The sequence below is a fragment of the Streptomyces sp. TRM49041 genome, from assembly GCF_008271805.1.
Classification (GTDB): domain Bacteria; phylum Actinomycetota; class Actinomycetes; order Streptomycetales; family Streptomycetaceae; genus Streptomyces.
Map to the genome: position 1 here is coordinate 42,941 of NZ_VSRY01000133.1, position 21,431 is coordinate 64,371.

General features: G+C 74.1%; 19 protein-coding genes and 1 pseudogene. 11 read left to right on the forward strand and 9 right to left on the reverse strand.

Translation table 11 applies throughout. The features are described from left to right. The first annotated feature begins 106 nt into the window (after positions 1 to 106). Complete coding sequence (locus FVS66_RS16480; protein WP_149181937.1) at positions 107 to 727, forward strand: hypothetical protein; 621 nt, start codon at positions 107 to 109, stop codon at positions 725 to 727. Between the two features lie 69 nt (positions 728 to 796). Beyond that, a complete protein-coding gene (locus FVS66_RS16485; protein ID WP_149181938.1) occupies positions 797 to 1,423 on the forward strand; it encodes a CBS domain-containing protein in 627 nt (208 codons plus the stop codon). 63 nt (positions 1,424 to 1,486) lie between these two features. Here the strand turns inward: FVS66_RS16485 and FVS66_RS16490 are convergent, their stop codons facing one another. The 3 genes from FVS66_RS16490 to FVS66_RS16500 all read right to left on the reverse strand — a co-directional run bounded on the left by FVS66_RS16490 (position 1,487) and on the right by FVS66_RS16500 (position 3,809). Continuing rightward, positions 1,487 to 1,795, reverse strand: coding sequence for a DUF1918 domain-containing protein (locus FVS66_RS16490; RefSeq protein ID WP_262387030.1), 309 nt, complete (start codon positions 1,793 to 1,795; stop codon positions 1,487 to 1,489). Between the two features lie 102 nt (positions 1,796 to 1,897). Further along, positions 1,898 to 2,860, reverse strand: coding sequence for a universal stress protein (locus FVS66_RS16495; protein WP_149181939.1), 963 nt, complete (start codon positions 2,858 to 2,860; stop codon positions 1,898 to 1,900). Between the two features lie 31 nt (positions 2,861 to 2,891). Then, positions 2,892 to 3,809 (reverse strand): universal stress protein, encoded by a 918-nt coding sequence (locus FVS66_RS16500; RefSeq protein WP_149181940.1) that lies wholly within the window; start codon positions 3,807 to 3,809, stop codon positions 2,892 to 2,894. Between the two features lie 165 nt (positions 3,810 to 3,974). On the opposite strand from FVS66_RS16500, the gene FVS66_RS16505 reads away from it, so the two are divergent. From FVS66_RS16505 to FVS66_RS16515, 3 genes are all read left to right on the forward strand, one after another. Next, the gene (locus FVS66_RS16505; protein ID WP_149181941.1) at positions 3,975 to 5,315 is read left to right on the forward strand and encodes a nicotinate phosphoribosyltransferase; all 1,341 of its coding nucleotides are present in this window, start codon (positions 3,975 to 3,977) and stop codon (positions 5,313 to 5,315) included. A 195-nt stretch (positions 5,316 to 5,510) separates the two neighbouring features. Further along, positions 5,511 to 6,404 carry a universal stress protein gene (locus FVS66_RS16510; RefSeq protein ID WP_149181942.1) on the forward strand — a complete coding sequence of 298 codons (894 nt, stop codon included), beginning with the start codon at positions 5,511 to 5,513 and terminating at the stop codon, positions 6,402 to 6,404. 15 nt (positions 6,405 to 6,419) lie between these two features. Continuing rightward, positions 6,420 to 7,448 (forward strand): Acg family FMN-binding oxidoreductase, encoded by a 1,029-nt coding sequence (locus FVS66_RS16515; protein ID WP_149181943.1) that lies wholly within the window; start codon positions 6,420 to 6,422, stop codon positions 7,446 to 7,448. Positions 7,449 to 7,536: 88 nt separating this feature from the next. On the opposite strand, the gene FVS66_RS16520 is transcribed toward FVS66_RS16515, so the two are convergent. Then, positions 7,537 to 8,223 carry a pyridoxamine 5'-phosphate oxidase family protein gene (locus FVS66_RS16520; protein ID WP_149181944.1) on the reverse strand — a complete coding sequence of 229 codons (687 nt, stop codon included), beginning with the start codon at positions 8,221 to 8,223 and terminating at the stop codon, positions 7,537 to 7,539. Positions 8,224 to 8,498: 275 nt separating this feature from the next. On the opposite strand from FVS66_RS16520, the gene FVS66_RS16525 reads away from it, so the two are divergent. After that, positions 8,499 to 8,960, forward strand: a complete 462-nt coding sequence (locus FVS66_RS16525) for a cyclic nucleotide-binding domain-containing protein (protein ID WP_149181945.1) — start codon at positions 8,499 to 8,501, stop codon at positions 8,958 to 8,960. A gap of 222 nt (positions 8,961 to 9,182) precedes the next feature. Then, entirely contained in the window at positions 9,183 to 9,797 is a 615-nt protein-coding gene (locus tag FVS66_RS16530) for a CBS domain-containing protein (RefSeq protein WP_149181946.1), read from the forward strand. Between the two features lie 208 nt (positions 9,798 to 10,005). Here FVS66_RS16530 and FVS66_RS16535 read toward each other — a convergent pair whose 3' ends face one another. Beyond that, positions 10,006 to 10,308, reverse strand: coding sequence for a DUF1876 domain-containing protein (locus FVS66_RS16535; RefSeq protein ID WP_149181947.1), 303 nt, complete (start codon positions 10,306 to 10,308; stop codon positions 10,006 to 10,008). 314 nt (positions 10,309 to 10,622) lie between these two features. Here FVS66_RS16535 and FVS66_RS16540 point away from each other — a divergent pair, with 314 nt between their 5' ends. Beyond that, positions 10,623 to 11,525: a universal stress protein gene (locus FVS66_RS16540; protein ID WP_149181948.1), complete on the forward strand. Its 903-nt coding sequence runs from the start codon at positions 10,623 to 10,625 to the stop codon at positions 11,523 to 11,525. 89 nt (positions 11,526 to 11,614) lie between these two features. Here FVS66_RS16540 and FVS66_RS16545 read toward each other — a convergent pair whose 3' ends face one another. Further along, positions 11,615 to 12,322, reverse strand: coding sequence for a response regulator transcription factor (locus tag FVS66_RS16545; protein ID WP_149181949.1), 708 nt, complete (start codon positions 12,320 to 12,322; stop codon positions 11,615 to 11,617). A 144-nt stretch (positions 12,323 to 12,466) separates the two neighbouring features. On the opposite strand from FVS66_RS16545, the gene FVS66_RS16550 reads away from it, so the two are divergent. After that, positions 12,467 to 12,970, forward strand: a complete 504-nt coding sequence (locus tag FVS66_RS16550; protein ID WP_149181950.1) for a pyridoxamine 5'-phosphate oxidase family protein — start codon at positions 12,467 to 12,469, stop codon at positions 12,968 to 12,970. Positions 12,971 to 12,996: 26 nt separating this feature from the next. On the opposite strand, the gene FVS66_RS16555 is transcribed toward FVS66_RS16550, so the two are convergent. Further along, positions 12,997 to 14,679, reverse strand: a complete 1,683-nt coding sequence (locus FVS66_RS16555) for a GAF domain-containing sensor histidine kinase (protein ID WP_149181951.1) — start codon at positions 14,677 to 14,679, stop codon at positions 12,997 to 12,999. Between the two features lie 231 nt (positions 14,680 to 14,910). Here FVS66_RS16555 and ppdK point away from each other — a divergent pair, with 231 nt between their 5' ends. Both ppdK and FVS66_RS16565 read left to right on the forward strand, forming a co-directional pair. Continuing rightward, positions 14,911 to 17,622 carry a pyruvate, phosphate dikinase gene (ppdK, locus tag FVS66_RS16560; RefSeq protein ID WP_149181952.1) on the forward strand — a complete coding sequence of 904 codons (2,712 nt, stop codon included), beginning with the start codon at positions 14,911 to 14,913 and terminating at the stop codon, positions 17,620 to 17,622. 205 nt (positions 17,623 to 17,827) lie between these two features. Next, complete coding sequence (locus FVS66_RS16565; RefSeq protein ID WP_149181953.1) at positions 17,828 to 19,045, forward strand: globin domain-containing protein; 1,218 nt, start codon at positions 17,828 to 17,830, stop codon at positions 19,043 to 19,045. 269 nt (positions 19,046 to 19,314) lie between these two features. Here FVS66_RS16565 and FVS66_RS16570 read toward each other — a convergent pair whose 3' ends face one another. Together FVS66_RS16570 and FVS66_RS16575 are read right to left on the reverse strand one after the other, a co-directional pair. Further along, positions 19,315 to 20,697: a cytochrome P450 gene (locus FVS66_RS16570; protein WP_149181954.1), complete on the reverse strand. Its 1,383-nt coding sequence runs from the start codon at positions 20,695 to 20,697 to the stop codon at positions 19,315 to 19,317. 109 nt (positions 20,698 to 20,806) lie between these two features. After that, positions 20,807 to 21,417, reverse strand: a pseudogene (locus FVS66_RS16575) (rhodanese-like domain-containing protein). Between the last annotated feature and the right edge of the window lie 14 nt (positions 21,418 to 21,431).

Here is a 21,431-nt window from a genome sequence, read left to right on the forward strand (position 1 = left end):
CCGGATCGCGGGCCGTCCGGCCCCTCCCGCGCGGGCCCAGGGCCCCTGCACGGCGCCCCCGCGCGGCGGCACCCTGGGAGGGAGACCGACGGAGGGCGGTGAGGCTGTGACCCACGACGTGCGGCTCATCGGGACTGCCCGGGCGCCGGTGTGGCGGCGGCGGTGGCGGGAGCACCCGCTGCGACGGCCCGTCGATGTGGCCGAGGCGTGGCTGCTCCTCGTGCTCGGCGCGGTCCTCTGGTCCGGCGCGCTGCTGGCCGGAGTGGCCGCCGGCGGATGGGCGTACGGCCGTACGGCGGCCGCCGCGGCGGAGCAGGCGGCGACCCGGCACCAGGTCACCGCCGAGATCGTCCAGGACGTGTCCGGGGCCGGTCCGGCGACGACGGACGGACGGACACAGGCGCAGAAGGTCCGCGCGGACGTCCGCTGGACGGGCCCCGACGGGCGGGTCGGCACCGGTGTGGCGTCCGTCCCGGCGGACGCGGCACGGGGCGACCGTACGGCTGTGTGGCTGGACGCCGACGGCCGGGTCACCGAGCCGCCGATGAGCGGCGGGGACGTGTGGAGCGGGGCCGTCGTGGTCGGGGCGACCGTCACGGCCTTGGGCGTGAGCGCCGCGGCGGTGGCCGGCGCGGCCGTGCGTGGCGCGGCCCGCAGGTACCGGGCGGCGGAGTGGGAACACGAGTGGCGCCGCGTCGAGCCGCAGTGGACCCGGCGCGGAGTGTGAGGGCGGTGTGCGAGGGCACGCCGCGAGGAATGTGTCGTAGTCGACCGTACGGAAGAGGAGGTGGGCGCGATGCTCGCGTCACCGCGCACCGTGAGTGATGTCATGACCCATACGGCCGTCGCGGTGGGACGGCACGCGTCGTACAAGGAGATCGTCGCGCTGATGGAGCAGTGGGAAGTCAGCGCGCTGCCGGTGCTGGAGGGTGAGGGCCGGGTGATCGGCGTCGTTTCCGAGGCGGATCTGCTGCCGAAGGAGGGGTTCCAGGAGGGGGACGGGCAGGGCTTCCCGGCGGGCGCGGCCGAGGCGGCCAAGGCGGGTGCCGTGTACGCGGAGGACCTGATGTCCGCCCCGGCGGTCACCGTGCACGCGGACGCCACCCTGGCCGAGGCGGCGCGGATCATGGCGCGGCGGCGGGTCAAGCGGCTGCCGGTGGTGGACGGGGTGGGGCTTCTGGAGGGGGTGGTGAGCCGCAGTGACCTGCTGAAGGTGTTCCTGCGTCCGGACGAGGAGATCGAGGAGGAGATCCGGGGGTCCGTCCTTCCCGATGTGCCCGCCGCGGCCGGGGTGCGGGTGTTCGTGGAGGACGGCGTGGTGATCCTGAGCGGGCTGCTGCCCGACCGGTCGCTGGTTCCGCTGCTGGCCCGCGCGGTGCGGGCGGTGGAGGGCGTCGTGGACATCCGGGTGGACCTGGCCTGACGCCCCCCACGGCGTGACGGCAGCCCGTCACGCCGTGGACGCTTGCCCATGGGTCACCGGCGGCTACTTGTGCGGGTGCCTCGTTCCGGTCAGATGCCGGACATGGGCGTCGGGGCCCGGGAAGAAGAGCGACACACGTCCGGTGTCCGACCACCGCACGTCGTACGGCGGGGTGCCGTCCGCGTGCCGGAGTCCCACGACCTCTCCGTCGCGGCGTGGCACTCCGACGACCGGTCCGTCTACCAGGATCTGGTCACCGAGCACGGCGTGCATGGCGCCGCCGTGCTCCTCACGTGCTCCGACGTCACGGACGTCACGGACGTCACGTGCGTGGCCGCCTCCGCCGCCGCCCCGGCTCTCCGTGGTGTTCATGACGTGCTCCCGTGGTTCGAGTGGCTTCGCGTGGTCTCGGGGGTCTCGGGGGTCTCGTTCGGTCCCGTGCGGCCACCGTCTGCTCCCCTGCCTTCCGGCTGTTCAGTCGCCCGGGGCGGGGACGGTGACGATCGGGCACTCCGCTCGGTGCAGCAGGCCGTGGACGACCGAACCGAGCCGCATGCCGGCGTAGCCGCCGTGGCCACGCCGTCCGACGACGAGCGCGACGGCGTCGTGGGAGGCCAGCGCCAGTTCCTCGACCGGGTGGCCGCGCAGGACGTGCTCGGTGACGGACACGTCCGGGTACTTCTCCGGCCAGCCCGCGACGGCCGCGGTCAGCAGTCGGTGCCGTTCGCGGGCCGCCGCCGGCTCGTCGCCCACGGGCTCACCGGTGAGGGCACCGGCGGTGTCGGCGAACGCACCCGACAGAGCCAGGCGGGGCTGGGGCCAGACCCACATGGCGCGTACGGAAGCGCCGCGCAGGCTCGCCTCCTCCAGCGCGAAGGCGAGCGCGGCCCTGGACGCGTCGCTTCCGTCGACGCCGACGACCAGGTGCGCGGGGCCCCGGGGTTCGCGCGGCGGTTCGGCGACCACGGCGACGGGGCAGGCGGCCCGGGCGCTCACCGGGACGGTCACGGAGCTCTGGCTGAAGAGCTCCGCTGACCGGCCGAGGCGGCGGGAGCCGAGCACCAGCAGCCTCGCCTGTGCGGAGCGCCCGCACAGTACGGCCGCGGGCCCTCCGTCGAGCAGCTCCGTCGCCACGGTGACGTCGGCGTGGGTGTCGGTGACCCAGGCGGCCGCCTCGGCCAGCGCACGGGCGCCATCGGTGCGCAGCTCGGCGCGGTGCGCGGAGTCGCTGACCCGGTGCCGGCGGCTGCCGTGCGGCAGGTCGTGCAGCGCGGGTACGGAGAGCACGAGCCGCAGCGGAAGTCCCCTGACGCGTGCCTCGTCGGCCGCCCAGGCGAGCGCCGGTCCGACGCCGTCGCCGGGGTCGATGCCGACGGTGATCTCGTGCCGCTCCTCCGGTCGGTTGATCTCCGGTGCGTGCGTCTCCGGTGTGCTCATCGTTCCTCCTCCGTGCTCTCCGCCGCGCCGGTCACTTCTGGTCTTGCGGCTCCTCGTCGCTCCCCGTGCGGGGGACGATCTCGACGGGGCAGTGCGCGTGGTGCAGCAGCGCGTGGGTGACGTGCCCGATGGCCCGGCCGATGCCGAGCGGCGGGCGGTGTGCGCCCACCACGACGAGGTCCGCCTCGTGCGTGGCCTGGACGAGCAGCTCGGCGGTGGAACGCCCGCCCTCCACCTCGGTGGTCACGGTCAGCTCGGGGAACTCCGCGCGGAGACCGTCGGCGAGCACGCTCATCTCGTGGACGTGCTGCCGGGCGATGCCGTCGATGTCGTCCAGAAGGGTGCGGGCGGTACCGACGTGGGACAGCGGGTTCCAGACGGTGAGCAGCCGCAGGGCCGCCTTGCGCAGCTCGGCCTCGTGGGCGGCGTGGCGGACCCAGCCGTGGTCGTGCTCGTCGCGTACGGCGGCGATGACGACGCCCGTGCCCGGCCGCTCCTCCGGCTCGCCGCGGACGACGACCACGGGCACCTTGGCGTGGGCGGCGACGCCCAGACCGACCGAGCCGAGCAGCAGCTCGGCGAAACCGCCGACGCCCCGGTGGCCGACGACGATGGTGCCGTCGGTGCCGGCCGCCTCACGGAGCGCGGCGACGGCCTCGCGGCCGCTGAACTGCTTCGCGACGGTCAGCTCCGGGAACCGCTCCGCCACAAGGTCGCCGGTCTCGGTCAACAGGTCGTGCCCGGCGTCACGGACCTTCTCGGCGGCCTCGGCCGACGAGTAGAGGACGCGGTTGTCGGTACCCGACGCGTACACGATGCGCAGCGGCTGCCGACGCCGGTCCGCCTCGGCGGCCGCCCACAGAACGGCGGCCCTGGCCTGGACGGAGCCGTCGACGCCGGCGATGACCGGCCCCGTGATCGTCGTACCTGAGGTCGTGGGGTGGTTCATGGCTCCTCCTGAGCTCGTGTCGGTCGCATTCCCACGCTGGCACCGGGGAATCCGCACCGGGAGGGCCCGCAGGGCCGGGGACCGGGCCAAAGGTCCCTGCGGGGCGCGAGTACCCCGTCCGTCCCTCTCACGCCCGTACCCGAGACGCGGAAAGCGGCGAGCCCCATGTCGGACGTCACCAGCACCGACCTCTACGAGGTGACGATGGCCCTGTCCTACCTCGAGGAGCGCATGGACGCGCCGGCGACCTTCAGCCTCTTCGTACGGAGACTCCCTCCCGGTCGCGGGTTCCTCGTCGCCGCCGGGCTGGAGTCGGCGCTCGACCAGCTGGCCGGCTACCGGATCACCCCGACGGACGTACGGCGGTTCGCGGTGGCACTGGGCAGGGAGCAGGCAGAGCTGGAGCCGCTGCGCGGGCTCGCGTTCACCGGAGAGGTGCGGGCCGTGCCCGAAGGGCGGGTGGTGCACGCCGGGGAGCCGCTGCTGGAGGTGACGGCGCCGCTGCCGGAGGCTCAGCTGGTGGAGACCCATCTGCTCAACCTGGTGAGCCACCAGACGGCCGTGGCGTCCAAGGCGGCCCGGTGCGTGCTCGCGGCGGCCGGGCATCCGGTGGTGGACTTCTCGCTGCGCCGTACGCACGGGCCGCAGGCCGGGTTCCAGGCGGCGCGACTCGGGGGGCTGGTGGGCTTCGCGGGGACCAGCAACGTGGCCGCGGCGACGCGCCTGGGGATGACGGCGTCCGGGACGATGGCGCACTCGTACGTCGAGGCGTTCCCGGACGAGGAGGCCGCGTTCCGCGCCTTCGCCCGGACTCACCCGGGGCCGGTGACGTTCCTCGTCGACACGTACGACACCGAGCGCGGCGTGGCGACGGCCGCCCGGGTGCTGCGAGACCTCCGGCGCGGTCCGGGCTGCGGGATCCGGCTGGACAGCGGCGACCTGGAGGCCCTGGCCGGGCGGGCACGGGAGATCCTGGACGCGGCCGGGCTGCCCGAGGTACGCGTCATCGTCAGCGGCGGGCTCGACGAGTACGACATCGACGCGCTGGTCCGGGCCGGGGCGCCGGTCGACGTCTACGCGGTCGGCACGAAGGTCGGCACGTCCGCCGACGCGCCGTACCTGGACTCGGCGTACAAGCTCGTCGAGTACGACGGCCGCCCGGTGATGAAGCTGTCCGCGGCGAAGGCGACCGCCCCGGGCCGCAAACAGGTCTGGCGGTCGCCGGGCGGCCCCGACGTCCTGGCCCTGGTGGACGAGCCGGGCCCCGAGGGCGCGGAGCCACTGCTGCGCACGGTCATGCGCGGCGGCCGCCGCATCGGCCCGCCCGACGACCTCGCCACCGCCCACGCCCGCTTCACCGCGGACGTGACGGCCCTCCCGGCCACCGCCCGCCGGACCCACGGCCCGGAGCCCCTCGCCCCCGAGATCTCCCCCGGCCTGGAGGCGCTCACGGCCGCGGTGCGCGAACACCTGGAGGCGAAGTGGACCGCGGCCCGGGGTAGCTGAGGGCGGCCGGGGCGGGGGGCGGGCCGGGTCCGGGGCAGGGCAGGGGCCGGGCAGGGCAGGGGCCGGGCAGGCCGGCGGCGGCTGTCTCCCCCGGCATCGTCGTGCGGCCGACGAGGGCCGTTCGGGCGGGACACGGACCTGTCGGCCCTGCCTCGGGGCGGCCGCGGGTGTGATTCTTGAGGCAGGAGGCCCACCATGACCGACACCCGCGTACGCACCGTCACGGCCGGTGTGGACGGCTCACCGGAGAGTCTCGCCGCCGTCTCGTGGGCAGCCGGTGAGGCGGTCCTGCGGTGTGTGCCGCTGCGGCTGGTGCACGTCCGGGACTGGCCGGACACGCCCGAGATCCCGGCCGCCCACGCCGCGCTGATCGCCGAGCGCACCGACACGCTGCTGCAGGACGCGGCCACGCGGGCGCGCGAGGCGAACCCCGGGCTGGTCGTGGCGGCCGAGACGGTCACCGGGCGGGCGGCCGCCGCGCTGGTCGCGGAGACCGCGGAGAGCGGCCCCACGGAGCTGCTGGTCCTCGGTTCGCGGGGGCTCGGCGGGCTGACCGGGTTCCTCGCCGGGTCCGTGGGGATGGCCGTCGTCGCGGCGGCGCACCGGCCGGTCGTCCTCGTACGGGCCTCCGGCGGCGGCCGGCCGGGGCGGGAGCACGGGCAGGCCGGCGACGTGGTCGTGGGTGAGGACATCTTCCAGGAGTGCGACGCGCTGCTCGGCTTCGCGTTCGAGGAGGCGGCCCGGCGGGACCGCACGCTGCGCGTCGTGCACTGCTGGTCGCTGCCCACGGCGTACGGGTACGTGGCGGCGGTCGACCCGGACATCACCGACGAGGTCGGCCGGGAGATCGCGGAGAGCCTCACCGACACGCTGCTGCCGTGGCGGCTGAAGTACCCGGCGGTACGGGTCGCCGAGAGGGCCGTCACCGGCTCTGCCGGAGCCGAACTCGTGCGCGCCGCCGCCGATGCCGGTGTACTGGTCATCGGGCGGCGCAGGACGCGGCTGCCGCTGGGGCCCCGCCTCGGCCAGGTCGCCCACGCCGTGATCCACCACTCGGACGCGCCCGTCGCCGTGGTCCCGCACGGCTAGGAACGGAGAAGTGCCATGACCGCTCGTAGCCTCGACATCCCCGTCGTGACGCGGCTCGTCGCGGACGCGACGACCGCACCGTCCATGCACAACGCGCAGCCGTGGATCTTCCGCCACGTGCGGGGCAGCGGCACGCTGGAGCTGCGCATGGACCCGGCGCGCACCATGCCGCGCGAGGACCCGGCGCACCGGGCGCTGCACATCGGCTGCGGCGCCGCGCTGTTCAACCTGCGGGTGGCCGCCGCCCACGAGGGCTGGGACCCGCGGATCGACCTGCTGCCCGACCCGGCGGAGCCGACGCTGCTGGCGGAGGCCGCGTTCACCCGGCCGACCGGGCCGGACGACGAGCTCGCCGCCCTGTACCCGGCGCTCCGCAAGCGCCACTCGAACCGGTTCCCGTTCACCGACGAAATCGTGCCGCAGGCGGTTCGCGACGAGCTCTCCGGCGTCGCCGTGGCCGAGGGTGCCCGGCTGGTGTTTCTCGGCGCGTGGCAGACGGAGGAGGTCCTGACCCTGGTGCGGGACGCGGAGGCCGAGGAGTCCATGGACCCGGAGGTACGGGCGGAGGTCGCGCGCTGGGCCTGGCGGAAGGAGGACGACGCGCTGGCCGCAGCACAGGACCCGGCGCACGCCGCCAGGACGTCGGGGATCCCGACGTACGCGTTCGGGCCGCGCCGCTACGACGGGCGGGCCCCGGTACGGGACTTCGCGGCCCACGAGCGGCCCGCGGGGCGCGGGGCGGCCACCTTCGAGCAGAGGCCGTGCCTGGCGGTGCTGGGCACGCGGGACGACGGGCCGGCGGACTGGCTGCGGGCCGGGCAGGCTCTGGAGCGGGTGCTGCTGCAGGCGACCCTGGACGGGCTGGCCACGTCGCTGAACTCGCACGTCCTGGAGTGGCCGGAACTGCGCTGGGCGGTGCGCGATCCGCGGTCGGCGATGGGTCACGCCCAGATGCTGATCCGCCTCGGGTACGGCCCGACGGCCCCGGCGACGCCCCGGCGGCCGGTGGACGAGGTCCTGGACATCCGCGACCCGGGGGCGTGACATCCGTGGGGCGCCCGTCGCGGCACCACCCGTCGACACGCGGCGTGTGACCTCGCGCGTCGCCCCGTGTCAGGCGTGGTGCGGCGTGTCAGGAGTGGTGCTGCCCGCGCGGCTCGTGCGTATGGCGTACCAGGATCCGGCGGCCCGTGACCCGGTCCGGCGCGATGGCCATCCACATGTCCCGTTCGCCGCCCGCCCACGGCGCGGAGTACGCCTGCTGCTCCAGGGCCCGCACGTCGTCGGGCTCGGTGACGGTACGGCCGGCGCCGACGAGCAGGACGCTCCAGCCCTGGCTGAACGCGTCGTCGATGTGGTCCACCTCGAAGGCGACCTCGCCGCTGGTGGCCTTGGCGGGGATGGATTCGGGCGACGTACGGAACGCCACCTCACGCCCGGACACCAGGTAGTTGACCGGGAGGATGGCGGGGCCCTCGTGGGTGGTCACGGCGACGCGGCCCACGCCGTGCGAGCCGAGCAGCCGCCAGCACTCCTCGGGGCCCAGCTCGACCAGCTCGGGGTGGTAAGCGGCGTGCCCCGCGCCGGGCGGGGTGCCCTCCATGCCACCGGTGAGGGCGACGACGGTGGTCTCCAGAGCGTCCGCGAGGCGCAGCATGAAGCCCATGCCCGGCGCGGCGGTCTGTTCCTCCAGATACTGGATGTAGCCGGGTGCCGAGCCCGCCCGCAGGGCGACGTCCTCGCGGGACAGCCCGAGCTGCTCGCGACGAGCGGCCACACGGCGGCCGATGTCACCTTTCAGGTGCTCTGGTCCGGGCATGGCAACACGGTAGTCGCGCCTGCGGGGCTCCGCACGGCGGCGCCCGGCGGACCCGTCCCCGGGCCGGGCACACGGCGACGGCAGCGCCGTTTCCGGCCGGGCTGAGTACGCTCGAATTCATGGGCGCACCTGGTCTGGACAGCCGGGTCCGGGCGCGTCCGGTCGGGGGCACATGGAGCGGGGCCGGAAGGCCCCCACCCGTGCCCCGGGCGGCCCCTGCGGCCCCGCACCGTGTCGGCCGACGCTGGGAGTGCGCGGTTCACCGGGAGGTTCACATGATCACCACCGCAGCACCGAAGATCAAGGCCCTGCCGTCTCCCCACCGGGAACGGCTCATGGCGCTCGCCAGGGATGTGATGTTCGAGCCGGGCGAGCGACTGTTCGACGAAGGCAAGCCGGCGGACCGGTTCTGGATCATCCGGACCGGCGCCGTCAACCTGGATTCACGGCTGCCGGGCCAACGCCGTCCCGCCGTGATCGAGATGCTCGGCCATGGTGAGCTGGTGGGTCTGTCCTGGCTCTTTCCGCCGTACGAGTGGGAGCTGGGCTCCGAGGCGATGAGCCTGGTGCGCGCCGACGAGTTCGACGCGGCCGCCGTACAGTCGCTGTGCGAGGCGGAGCCCGCGTTCGGGCTGGCGCTGACACAGTGGGTCGGACAGGTGCTGGCCCACCGGCTGCATGCCACCCGGTCACGGCTGCTCGACCTGTACGCGCCGCCCGCGACCAGCGTGGTGTGACGTCCACGGAGGCGCGAAGTGGACACAGAAAGGCGGAAAGGGCCATCCGCTTCTCGCGGATCCTGATTGCGAGGTGCACGGCCGGTGCCGCTTCTCCTCGTCTCTTCATATGCCCTTTCCGTCACTTTCATGGTGACACCGTCCTGTGACGGGCGCCAGGGCCGAGGGTCCCGCATCCTCGAATGTGGGCGACTGAGGCGACTGAAGGGACGGGCGAGAGCGATGAGGCACCGCAGCGTTGCCGATCTGATGACACCCGAGGCCGTCGCGGTCCAGCGCGGTACCTCGTTCAAGGAGATCGCGCGGCTGCTCGACGAGTACGGCATCACGGCCGTGCCCGTGGTGGACGAGGACGAGCGGCCGGTCGGTGTCGTGTCCGAGGCCGACCTGCTGCGCCGCAGGTCCGCCGAGGGGCAGGGGCCGGCCACCGCCGAGGGACTGATGTCCAGCCCGGCCATCGTGGCGCGGCAGGAGTGGAGCGCGGTGGAGGCCGCCCGGGTGATGGAGAAGCAACGGATCAAGCGGCTGCCCGTGGTGGACGCGCCCGGCCGGCTCATCGGGGTGCTCAGCCGCAGTGATCTGCTGCAGCTGTTCCTGCGGCGCGACCGGGCGATCCAGGAGGAGATCCTGGAGGACGTCGTCACCCGCACGATGGGACTGCCGCCGTCCGCCGTGACCGTCGACGTCGCCGACGGCTCCGTGACGCTGAGCGGCACGCTGGAGCGCAGGAGCCTGGTACCGATCCTGGTCCGTCTCTGCGAGACCGTCGACGGAGTCGTGAACGTGGACGAGCGGCTCGCCTACGAGCGGGACGACACCGTGGCCGTGACGACCTGACGGACGACGGCCCACGGCCCCGCCCGCACGGACCGGCAGCCTGTACGGGCCGCTTGACGGTCCGGCAGCGGAGCGGCCGTGCATGCGGCGAGGCCGCCCGTGCGGCGTGGGTACGCCCCTGGGCGGCCTCCTCCAGTCGGCTCCAGTCGGCTCCTCTCGGGTCCTCTCGGGTCCTCGGGCGAGGTGCGCCGGAATCGGCGTGCTGATGTCAGCGGGCCGGTGTCGACCAGCCGTAGGGGGCCTCCTCCTCGCGTTCGCCGGTCATCCCCGCGCCCGCCTCGCCGATGTCCTTGTACGCGAGCCTCATCAACTGCCGGGCCAGGTCGCTCATCGCCCGGCTGGCGGCCAACTCGTCGCCGATCAGAGGGACGTCGTCGTCCTCCGGATTGCGCCGCGCTGTGCCGTGGCCGGTGATGGTCGACTTGCCGGTGTCCAGGACGGCACGCGCCTCGGTGGTGCCCTCGTCCTCCAGCAGATCCATGTTGATCTTCCATGCCAGCGTCCGGGTCATGATGTGCCTCCTCGACGCGTCGGACGGCGGTGGACCGATGCGGCACCGGTCCTGACTACAGGATCCACCCGGTACCCCCGGTTGGACGAGCCGAGTCCGGTCCCTGCCGCGTGCGCCGCACGGCCCGTGTCCGCCCGGGCTGGACGGGCGGGGCGGGACGGGGTCGGCCGGGGTCGGCCGGGGTCGGCCGGGTGGCCGCCGGTTTGGGGCCGGACGGGCGGGGAAGTCGGGCCTCCCGGCCCTCCGTCGGCGCCGGGCGCCCGTCCATGCTGGGACGCAGGACCCCGCGAATCCCGACGTACGGAGGAATTCCCATGGCGCACGCCCCGACGACCCGCACGATCGCAGCAGGAGTGGACGGCTCCCCTGAGAGCCTGGCCGCGGCCGACTGGGCGGCCCGGGAGGCCGGGCTCCGCACGCTCCCCCTGCGTCTCGTCCACGCCTGGCTCTGGCAGCCCTTGGACGTGCCGCTCGCCCAGGACCGGGAGGCGGAGGAGCGGCGGGCGCAGGGCGTTCTGGACGAGGCCGTGGCGGAACTCCGCAGTCGGCACCCGGAGGTGGAGGTGACAGCCGAGGTGGTGTCGGACACCCCGGTCCCAGCGCTGCTGGCGGCCGCCGACGGGGCGGAGATGCTCGTGATCGGCTCGCGCGGGCACGGCGCGCTCGTCGGATTCCTGCTCGGCTCGTACGGGCAGCAGGTGATCGCCGCCGCGACCCGTCCGGTGGTGTCGGTGCGCGCCCCCCAGGAGGCCGCCCCGAAGGAGGCCGGCCCGGCAGCGGGCGGGGGAGAGATCGTCGTCGGGCAGCAGGGCGGCAGGGACGAGAGCGCCGCGGTGCTGGAGTTCGCGTTCAGGACGGCGGCGGCCCGGGGCGTGGGAGTCCGTGCGGTACGGGCCTGGAGCCTGCCGCCGCTGTACGCGTACAGCCCGGGGTCGCTGCGGCTGGCCGACGAGGCGGGCGGTCTCGAGCCGTACGAGCGCAAGGCCCTGGCGGAGGCGCTGGCGCCCTGGCGGGAGCGGTACCCGGACGTGCCGGTGACCGAGCACGTCGAGATCGGGAGCGGCGGCCAGGTGCTGCTCTCGGTGGCCGGCGGGGCGGGGCTGATGGTGGTGGGCCGCCGGGTGCGGCACGCGCCGCTGGGGCCGCGCATCGGGTCGGTGGCGCACGCGGTCCTGCACCACGCGCCGTGCCCGGTCGCGGTGGTCCCCCACGAGTGAACCCGGGCTCGGGCACGAGTGAACCCGGGCTCCGGTGAGCCCGGGTGGTCGACGGACGGGCCGTCAGCGCGGGCCGTCAGCGCGGGCCGTCAGCGCGGGCGGCCCCCGTCGTGCGGCGGCCGTCCGGAGAGCGCCTGGGTGGCGATGACGGCGGCCTGCACCCGGCGTTCCACGCCCAGTTTGGCCAGCAGCCGGGAGATGTTGTTCTTGACGGTCTTCTCGGCGAGGTAGAGCCGCTTGCCGATCTCACGGTTGGTCAGCCCCTCCCCCACCAGGGCGAGGATCTCCCGTTCGCGCTCGGTGAGCCCCGGCAGGCCCTGCGCCTCCTCCTCCTGCGGGGTGCCGCCGCGCAGCCGGGCCATGACCCGGGCCGTGGCGCCGGGGTCGAGCATGGACTGGCCGGAGGCCACGGTACGGACGGCGTTCACCAGGTCCGTGCCGGTGATCTGCTTGAGGACGTAGCCGGAGGCACCCGCCATGATCGCGTCGAGGAGCGCCTCCTCGTCGTCGAAGGAGGTGAGCATCAGGCAGGCCAGGTCCGGCATGCGGGAGCGCAGCTCACGGCAGACACTCACACCGTCGCCGTCCGGCAGCCGCACGTCGAGCACGGCCACGTCGGGCCGGAGCGCGGGCACGCGTACGAGCGCCTGTTCGGCGGTGGCTGCCTCACCGACCACGGTCAGGTCGGATTCGTCGTTCAGCAGGTCGTGGACGCCACGACGTACCACCTCGTGGTCGTCGAGAAGGAAGACCCGGACGGGTGCCTTCGTGCCCTGGCCGGTGCTGCTGTCCGTCATGTCGCATTCATTCCCGTCATTCGGCATGTACCACTCGCCATCCTCACCCCGGACGGCACTGTCCACCAGGGCCGTATGGCCCTGTCACGGGGACAGGCGCGGGGGAGACGCTGGATGTCCGACCGAGCAGAGGGATGAACGAGCATGAAGGACCAGGCCGTGCGCCGACCGGTGGGCGGCGACCGCGACGCCGTGGCTCCCCGCCGCCTGCGGCAGCTGAGCCGTGGCGAGGCACTGCGCCTGCTCCGCTCCGTGTCGCTGGGCCGGATCGTCTTCACCCAGCAGGCGCTGCCCGCGATCCGGCCGGTCAACCACGTCATGGACGGCGAGGACATCGTCGTACGGCTGCACGACAGCGCCACTCTGGCCTCGATCGCGGCGCCCGAGGGTACGCCCGGCATCGTCGTGGCGTACGAGGCGGACGTCATCGACCAGGACACCCATCTGGGGTGGAGCGTGGTGGTCACCGGGTATGCCGGGCTGGTCCGCGACCCGGCCGAGCTGCGGCGGTACGAGACGATGCTGCGGCCCTGGGTGACGCAGATGTCGATGAACCACGCGCTGCGCATCCGGCCCGATCTGGTCACCGGCTTCCAGCTGGTGGCCGCCGACCCTCAGGCCCCGTCAGCCGCGTCCGCCACGGAGTGACGGCCGGCGCACCTCGCGGCGCCCCCTCAGAGCGTCGCGTTCAGCGGAGCGCGCCACACGATCTGCGTGCCGCCCTCGGGCGGTGCGCCGATGTCCAGGCCCCCGCCGACGCTCCGCGCGCGCTCCTCGAGGTTGCGCAGTCCGCTGCGGCGGCCGCCCTCCGGGATACCGCGGCCGTTGTCCTTCACGGCGAGTACGACCTCCGAGGGCGTGGCCTGCAGGGACACCTCCACGCGTGTGGCGTGGGCGTGCCGGGCGGCGTTGCTGAGCAGCTCGGTGAGGGCGGCCACCACATGGTCGGCGACGGTCGGGGGCACGTCGGTGTCGAGCAGGCCCTCCATGCTGAGCCGGGGCGGATGGCCCAGGGTGCCGGCGGCCTCGCCGACGGCGCGGGCGACGCGGGCACGGAGGCTCGGTCCGGTGTCCTCGGCGCGGCTGCGCAGCCCGAAGATGGTCGAACGGATGATCTTGATGGTTTCGTCGAGGTCGGCGACGGCCCGGGAGACGCGCTCGGCCGCGCCCGCGTGCTCGACGAGGCGGGCGGCGCTCTGGAGGGTCATGCCGGTGGCGAAGAGGCGCTGGATGGCCAGGTCGTGGAGGTCGCGGGCGATACGGTCGCGGTCCTCCAGCAGGGCGAGCTGCTCGGCGTCGCGCCGCCGCTCGGCCAGCTCCAGGGCGACCGCGGCCTGCCCGGCGAAGGCGAGGAGCGGGTCCAGTTCGCCGTCGGTGAAGACGGGTTCGCCCTCGGCGCGGGCCAGGAGGAGGACGCCGCGGGTGCCCTCGGCGCCGGTGCCGAGGGGGACGGCCGCGGCGGGCCCGAGGCCGTCGAAGCGGCGGGGGCCCGCGTCGTAGCGGTCGTCCTTGGGCAGGTCGGCCGTCGTGACCGGGGTGCCCTGGGTGTAGGCGGCACCGGAGAGGGTGCCCTCGACGGGGACGACGAGGCCCTGGCGCATCTCCCCCTCACCGCCGATGGCCAGCTCGACGACCAGGTCGTCGGAGCCGGGTACCGGGACGGAGACGTCGGCGAGCCGGGCGCCGGTGATGTCCTGCGCGCGGCGGGCGATCAGTTCGAGGACGTCGAGGCGGGAGCTGCCGGACAGCAGGCTGCGGGTGATCTCGGCGTTGGCCGCCAGCCAGCGCTGCTGGCGCTGGGAGGACTCGTACAGGCGAGCGTTGTCGATGGCCACACCCGCGGCGACCGACAGGGTGGTGATGACGCCCTCGTCCTCGGCGTCGAAGTCCAGCCCGCCGCGCTTGTCGGTGAGGTAGAGATTGCCGAACACCTCGTCACGGACACGGATGGGCACGCCGAGGAAGGTCCGCATCGGCGGGTGGTGGGCCGGGAAGCCGTACGACGAGGGGTGGGAGTGGATCTCGCCTATCCGGAGCGGCTCGGGGCGCCGGATGATCTCGCCGAGCAGGCCGTGCCCCTCCGGCGGGGGGCCGATCCGGGCGACCTCCTCGTCGCTCAGCCCCACGGTGATGAACCGGGACAGGGTGCGCCCGTCCGGGCCGATCACCCCGAGGGCCCCGTACTGGGCGTCCACCAGCAGCGCGGCCGCCTCGACGATACGCCGCAGCACCTGCGTGAGATCCAGCTCGCGGCCCACGGAGACGACCGCCTCCAGCAGGCTGTGCACACGGTCGCGGGTGCCACGGGCCGCGTCGATGCGCGCCTGCAGCTCCTCCAGCAGCTCATCGAGCCGCATCTGAGGCATCCTCGACAACGGCTCCTCTGCACCCACCGGTCCTCCTCCGCGCTGTTCCGCAGCCAGCGTATCGGGGGCCGGTCGGGCGGCGGGAGCGGGACGGCCGGTCCCTGCCCGTCGGTCCGGTCCGGGCGGGACGCTGGGGGTGCCCGGGCGCCGTTCCGGGTGTCGCGGTGGCACGCTGGTCGTGGTGGTACCGCCGGCCGGCCGATCCCTGGAGGATGCACTGCCATGGACCGCTACGTGTACGACTTCGCCGAGGGTGGCCGGGACCGGGCCGACCTGCTCGGCGGCAAGGGCGCGAATCTGGCCGAGATGGTACGGATGGGTCTGCCCGTGCCGCCCGGGTTCACCGTCACCACCGAGGCGTGCCGGGTCTTCCTCGCGACCGGTGCCCCGCCTCCGGAGCTCGACCAGGAGATCGCCGAGCACCTGGAGCGACTGGAGCGAGCGGCCGGACGGCGGCTCGGTCAGGTGGACGACCCGCTGCTGCTCTCCGTGCGCTCGGGGGCCCGGTTCTCCATGCCCGGCATGATGGAGACGATCCTGGACATCGGGCTGAACGACTACGCCGTGCTGGGCCTGGCCAAGACCCCGGCGCGGGAGCGGTTCGCCTGGGACTCCTACCGTCGCCTCGTCCAGATGTTCGGTACCACGGTGATGGGTGTGGACGGCGCGCTCTTCGAGGACGTCCTCACCCGGATCGAGCACCAGCACCATGTCGTCGACGACGCCCATCTCGACACCTGCGACCTGATCCGGATCGTCGAGACGTACAAGGACATCATCAGGGAGCGGACGGGCGAGGATTTCCCGCAGGACCCGCACGAGCAGCTGCGACGGGCGGTGCTGGCGGTCTTCGGGTCGTGGAACGCGGAGCGCGCCCGCGTCTACCGGCGCCGCGAGCACATCCCGGACGATCTGGGCACCGCCGTGAACATCCAGACCATGGTGTTCGGCAACCGGGGCGCCGACTCGGGCAGCGGCGTCGCCTTCACCCGCGACCCGGCCACCGGCAGGCCGGGCGTGTACGGCGACTACCTGCCCGACGCGCAGGGCGAGGACGTCGTCTCCGGCACCCGGGACGCGGTGCCGCTACAGGAGCTGGAGCGGCTCGACCCGGCCTCGTACGAGAAGCTGTGCGGGCATCTGCAGCGGCTGGAGGAGCACTACCGGGACCTGTGCGACATCGAGTTCACGATCGAGCAGGGCAGGCTGTGGATGCTCCAGACGCGGGTCGGCAAGCGCACCGCCCAGGCCGCGTTCGGGATCGCCGGGCAGCTCGTCGACGAGGGCCTCATCTCCCTGGACGAGGCGCTGGAGCGGGTGAGCGGCGAGGGGCTGGCGCGGCTGATGTTCCCGAGTTTCGACACGTCGGACGCCGAAGAGCCGCTGACGCGCGGGGTGCCCGCCTCGCCGGGGGCGGCCGTGGGCGCGGCGGTGTTCGACTCGGCGGAGGCCGGCCGGCGCGCCGCGGCGGGTGAGCGGGTGGTGCTGGTGCGGCCGGAGACCACGCCGGACGACCTGCCGGGCATGGTCGCCGCGCAGGCCGTGCTGACCAGCCGGGGCGGCAAGACCAGCCACGCGGCCGTGGTGGCGCGCGGTATGGGCAAGGTCTGCGTGTGCGGCGCCGAGGGACTCGTGGTGGACCCGCGCGGACGCCGCTGCACCGCGGGCGGGGTCACCGTCGAGGAGGGCACGGTGCTGTCCGTGGACGGCACCGAGGGGCGGGTGTACCTGGGTGAGGTGCCGCTGGTCGACTCGGTGGTGATGCGGTACTTCGAGGGCGGCGGCCGGCTGCCGGAGGAGGCCGGCGAGGAGGATGTGGAGCAGGTCGTACGGGACGTGCACCGGCTCATGGAACGGGCCGACGCGGTACGGCGGCTGGAGGTGCGGGCGAACGCGGACACGCCGGAGGACGCGGCGCGGGCCCGCCGGTTCGGCGCGCGGGGTATCGGGCTGTGCCGGACGGAGCACATGTTCCTCGGCGAGCGGCGCGGTTACGTGGAGACGATGATCCTCGCGGCGGGCGACGCCGAGCGCGAGGCGGCTCTGGCGGAGCTGCTGCCGCTCCAGCGGCGGGACTTCGTGGGGATCCTGGAGGCGATGGACGGGCTGCCGGTGACGATCCGGCTGCTGGACCCGCCGCTGCACGAGTTCCTCCCGGACGCCGTGGAGCTGGCCGTGCGGGTTGCGCGCGAGGAGGCCGTCGGGCGGGAGCCGGACGCGCGGGACACCGCGCTGCTGGCGGCGGTCACGCGGATGCACGAGGAGAACCCGATGCTGGGGCTGCGCGGTGTGCGTCTGGGCCTCGTGGTGCCCGGTCTGGTGGCCATGCAGGTGAGGGCGGTGGCGGAGGCCGTCGTGGAGCGGGTGCGGGCCGGGGGCTCCCCACGCGCGCAGATCATGGTGCCGCTCGTGGGCGCGGCGGCGGAGCTGCATCTCGTACGGGACGAGGTGGAGCGGGTGCTGGCCCAGGTGTCGGAGGAGAGCGGCGTCGCCGTGGACTGCCCGGTGGGCACGATGATCGAGCTTCCCAGGGCGGCGCTGACGGCGGGGCGGATCGCGCGGGACGCGGACTTCTTCTCGTTCGGCACCAACGACCTGACGCAGACGACGTGGGGGTTCTCGCGGGACGACGTGGAGGCGGCCTTCTTCCCGGCGTATCTGGAGAAGGGCGTCTTCGAGACGTCGCCGTTCGAGACGATCGACCGGGACGGCGTGGGGCGGCTGGTGGAGCTGGCCGTCGCCGAGGGCCGGGCGGCACGCCCGGACCTGGAGGTCGGGGTGTGCGGGGAGCACGGCGGCGACCCGGAGTCGGTGCGCTTCTTCCACGGGGCCGGACTCGACTATGTGTCGTGCTCGCCGTTCCGGTTGCCGGTGGCGCGGCTGGAGGCGGGGCGGGCGGCACTGCGCGGGGTCTCGGGCAGCGACACCCGCTGACGGGCGTGGCACACCCGGCGGCCGCGCGGCAGGGCCGGCGGCCCCGGGTCCGACGGAGGATCGGAGGGCCGGGCGTCCTCGGTCCAGGGACCTTCGGCCCCGATCCGCCTCATCCGGCGGATCGGCCAACATTTGGCTGATAGACAGAAGAAGCCTGCGTATCCGCAGTGTTCAGTACCAACTGCCTCGGCTTCTTAGGAGTCTCATGCTGTCCGCCGAATCAGCCTCGGTGATCCGGGCCACCCTCCCCGCCGTGGGCGGGGCGCTGGACGACATCACCACACGCTTCTACGCGACGATGTTCAGCGAGCGCCCCGAGCTGCTGGACGGGATGTTCAACCGGGGCAACCAGGCGAGCGGCGCCCAGCGCCGGGCCCTGGCCGGCTCCATCGCCGCCTTCGCCGGCGCGCTGCTCGCCGAGCCGGACACCCGCCCCGACGCCCTGCTGGCGCGGATCGCGCACAAGCACGTCGCGGTCGGGGTGACCGACGACCAGTACACGATCGTGCACAAGTACCTCTTCGGCGCGATAGCGGAGGTCCTCGGTGAGGCGGTGACGCCCGAGGTGGCGGCCGCGTGGGACGAGGTGTACTGGCTCATGGCAGGCGCTCTCATCGCCCAGGAGGCCCGCCTCTACCTTGAGGCCCAGGTGCGGCCGGGGCACCCGTGGCGGGAGTGGACCGTCGTGGGCCGCCGGGACGAGACCGCCGACACGGTGTCGTTCCTGCTGCGCCCCGCCGACGGTGGTCCCGCGCCGCGCGCCCGGGCCGGCCAGTATGTGAGCGTGCGCGTGCGGATGACGGACGGGGTGCACCAGCTGCGCCAGTACAGCCTGTCCTCCGCGCCCGGCGAAGACGTCCGCCGGATCACCGTCAAGCGCGTCGAGGGTACCGGCGGCACCCCCGACGGCGAGGTGTCGAGCCTGCTCCACCGCACAGTCCGGGAGGGCGACACGCTGACGCTCTCCGCGCCGTTCGGCGACGTCGTGCTGGACGAGACGGACGAGCCGCTGGTCCTGGTCTCCGCCGGGATCGGCTGCACGCCCATGGTGGCCATGCTGGAGCACCTCGCGGCCACCGGCTCCACCCGCCAGGTCACCGTCCTGCACGCCGACCGCTCCCCCGCCGCCCACGCGCTGCGCGCCGACACCCGCCGCCTGGTGGACGGGCTCCCCGACGCGCGCGCCGTGTTCTGGTACGAGCTGGGTGCCGACGAGGTGCCCGGGGCGCGCTCCGGGCGGCTGGACATCGCCGGCGTCGACCGGATGGACGTGCCGGCCGACGCGAGCGTCTACCTGTGCGGGCCGCTGCCGTTCATGCGGGCGGCGCGGGAGCAGCTGCTGCGCGCCGGGGTCCCCGCGCGGAACATCCGGTACGAGGTGTTCGGCCCCGACCTGTGGCTCGCCGACGACACGGCCGCCTGACGGGAGGTCCCCCCTCCCGCCTGCCGGGCGTCGGGGTCGCCGTCGTCCGGACCGATGCCCTCCTCGTCGGCCTGTGCCGGACCACCTGGGCCGCCGTCGTCGGGCGTCGACGTCGTCCGTCAGGCGGTGCGGCGCCTCGACGGACTCCAGGAGGATCACCCGCGATCGCACGGACGGTACGAACGGTCTCCTCGTCGGTCACAGCGCTCATCGGGGGCTCCCGCCTCCTCTCGGTCTCGTCCGGGAAGAGGAGGCGCGGAGCCCCGAGGTCACGCGTCGGGGCCGGTGTGTGACAAGTGCCGCACCCGGCACCGTACGGGGGCGGTCGCGCGCAGGGTGATGCCGGCGGTGACGGGCACGTCGACGTCCACGGCCTCCAGTTCGTACGCCTGCAGGATCATCGCCAGGGCGAGGACCGACTCCAGCATCGAGAAGTGCTGGCCGATGCAGGCGCGCGGCCCGCCGCCGAACGGGAACCAGGCGTAGCGGGGGCGCTCCTTCTCCCGCTCGGGCGTGAACCGCCGGGGGTCGAAGCGCTCCGGGTCGTCCCAGTAGCGAGTGTGACGGTGGGTCACCCACGGTGCGACCACGACATCGGCGCCGGCCGGGATCGTGTGCTCGCCGATCCGGGTCCCGGTGACGGCGCGGCGGCCGATGACCGGCCCGGCCGGGTAGAGCCGCATGGCCTCCTTGATGACCTGGTTGAGGTACGGCAGCGCGTCCAGGTCGGCGGCCTGCGGCGTCCGTCCGGCCAGGACACGGACGGCCTCCTCGCGGGCGAGGCGCTGCTCCTCGGGGTGGCCGGCCAGCAGGTGCAGGGCGAACGCGAGCGACGTGGCGGTCGTCTCGTGGCCCGCCAGGAGGAAGATCAGCACCTGATCGCGTATCTCGGCGGCGTCGAGGCTGCCGTCCTCGTCGCTGCCGGCCCTGGTGAGGAGGCTGAGGAGGTCCTCGCCGGTGGCGACGGAGCCGTCGGCGCGCCGCTCTTCGATGATGCGGTCGCACACGCCGTACAGCTCGGCGACAGCGCCGGCCGCCCGGCGGTTGGCGGGGGTGGGCCAGTCGCGGGGCACGGTGACGGGCGAGAAGGCGCGACCCAGGACGTAGTCGCCGATGACCGGGAAGCAGCGTTCGACGACGTCGACGGCGGACTCGACGTCGGTGCCGAAGAGGATGCGGGCGACGGCGCGGAGCGTCAGACCGGTCATCTCGGCGGCAACGTCGACGGTGGCGTCCGGGGTGTGCCGCCAGGCGGCGGTGAGGGCGGCCGTCTCGCCGGTGACTGCCTCGGCGTAGCTGTCGACACGGCGGCGGGTGAACAGCGGCTGCACCAGTCTGCGCTGCCGCAGGTACTCCTCGTCCTGGCTGGTGAGCAGGCCGTTGCCGAACGACTCGCGCACCTCCTGGTAGAAGAGGTTGTCCTTGCGGAAGTTGGCGGACTCGGTGGCCAGGACCTGCTGGGCGCCCTCCGCGGAGAACACCGCATACAGCTCGGTGCGCAGCCCGGGCGGGCCCGCGGTGATCCGGACGACGTCGCCGTGCTCGCGGTACGCCGCCAGGAACGTGCCGAGCGAGTCCCGCTTGAGGTCGAGCATCGAGCCGACGAGCGGAAGGCCCGCCGGGCCGGGAATCTGCCTACCGGTGGTGGTCATCGAAAGTCTCCCCAGCCGGTCCGGCCGTGCTGGACCGGGCTCCGTAGCGGCGGCCGTGCGGTGGTGGCGATTCTGCCGCAGAAGCTCCGGCGGCGGGACAGCCTTCACGTCACGGATGGCTCTCTTTCCGGCCGTTGTCCCCCGGCCGGCCGTCCCCGAGCCGGGCGAGCGCGGCGTCGAGGTCCGCCGGGCGCGGGCGGTTGTGCGGCAGCCTGCCCAGGACCACGGCCATGCCGCTGGTGTCGGTGACGGCGGAGAACACCAGGCTGCCCGCGACACCGGCGGCGATCAGCTGGAACGCCGGGTGGAGCAGGCCCAGGGCGAGGCCGAGCTGCACGAGCGTCCCGGCGGCGAACCGGACCTGACGCTCCATGGCCCGGGTGGCGCGCGGGGCGCCCTGCGGACGGTGCAGGTCGTGGCCCTCGGCGGCCCACGTCCCGGTGCCGCCGACCAGTGTCGCCGCGGTGACACCGCTCTCGGCGAGGAGGCGGCAGGCGTTCTCGGAGCGCGCCCCCGAGGCGCACACCACGAGGACGTCGCGGCGCTCGGCGGCCCGTCGAATGCCGGGGAGCGCCCGCGGCAGCCGGTCCGGCGGGATGTTGAGCGCGCCGGGGAGGTGCCCGGAGGCGTACTCGCCCGGGGTCCGGACGTCTATCAGGTGAGCTGGTCGAGCCGGCCGTGGACCTGGTCGGTGTGGAGGCTCGGAGGGGTGTTGGGCATGTCAGGTGACATCC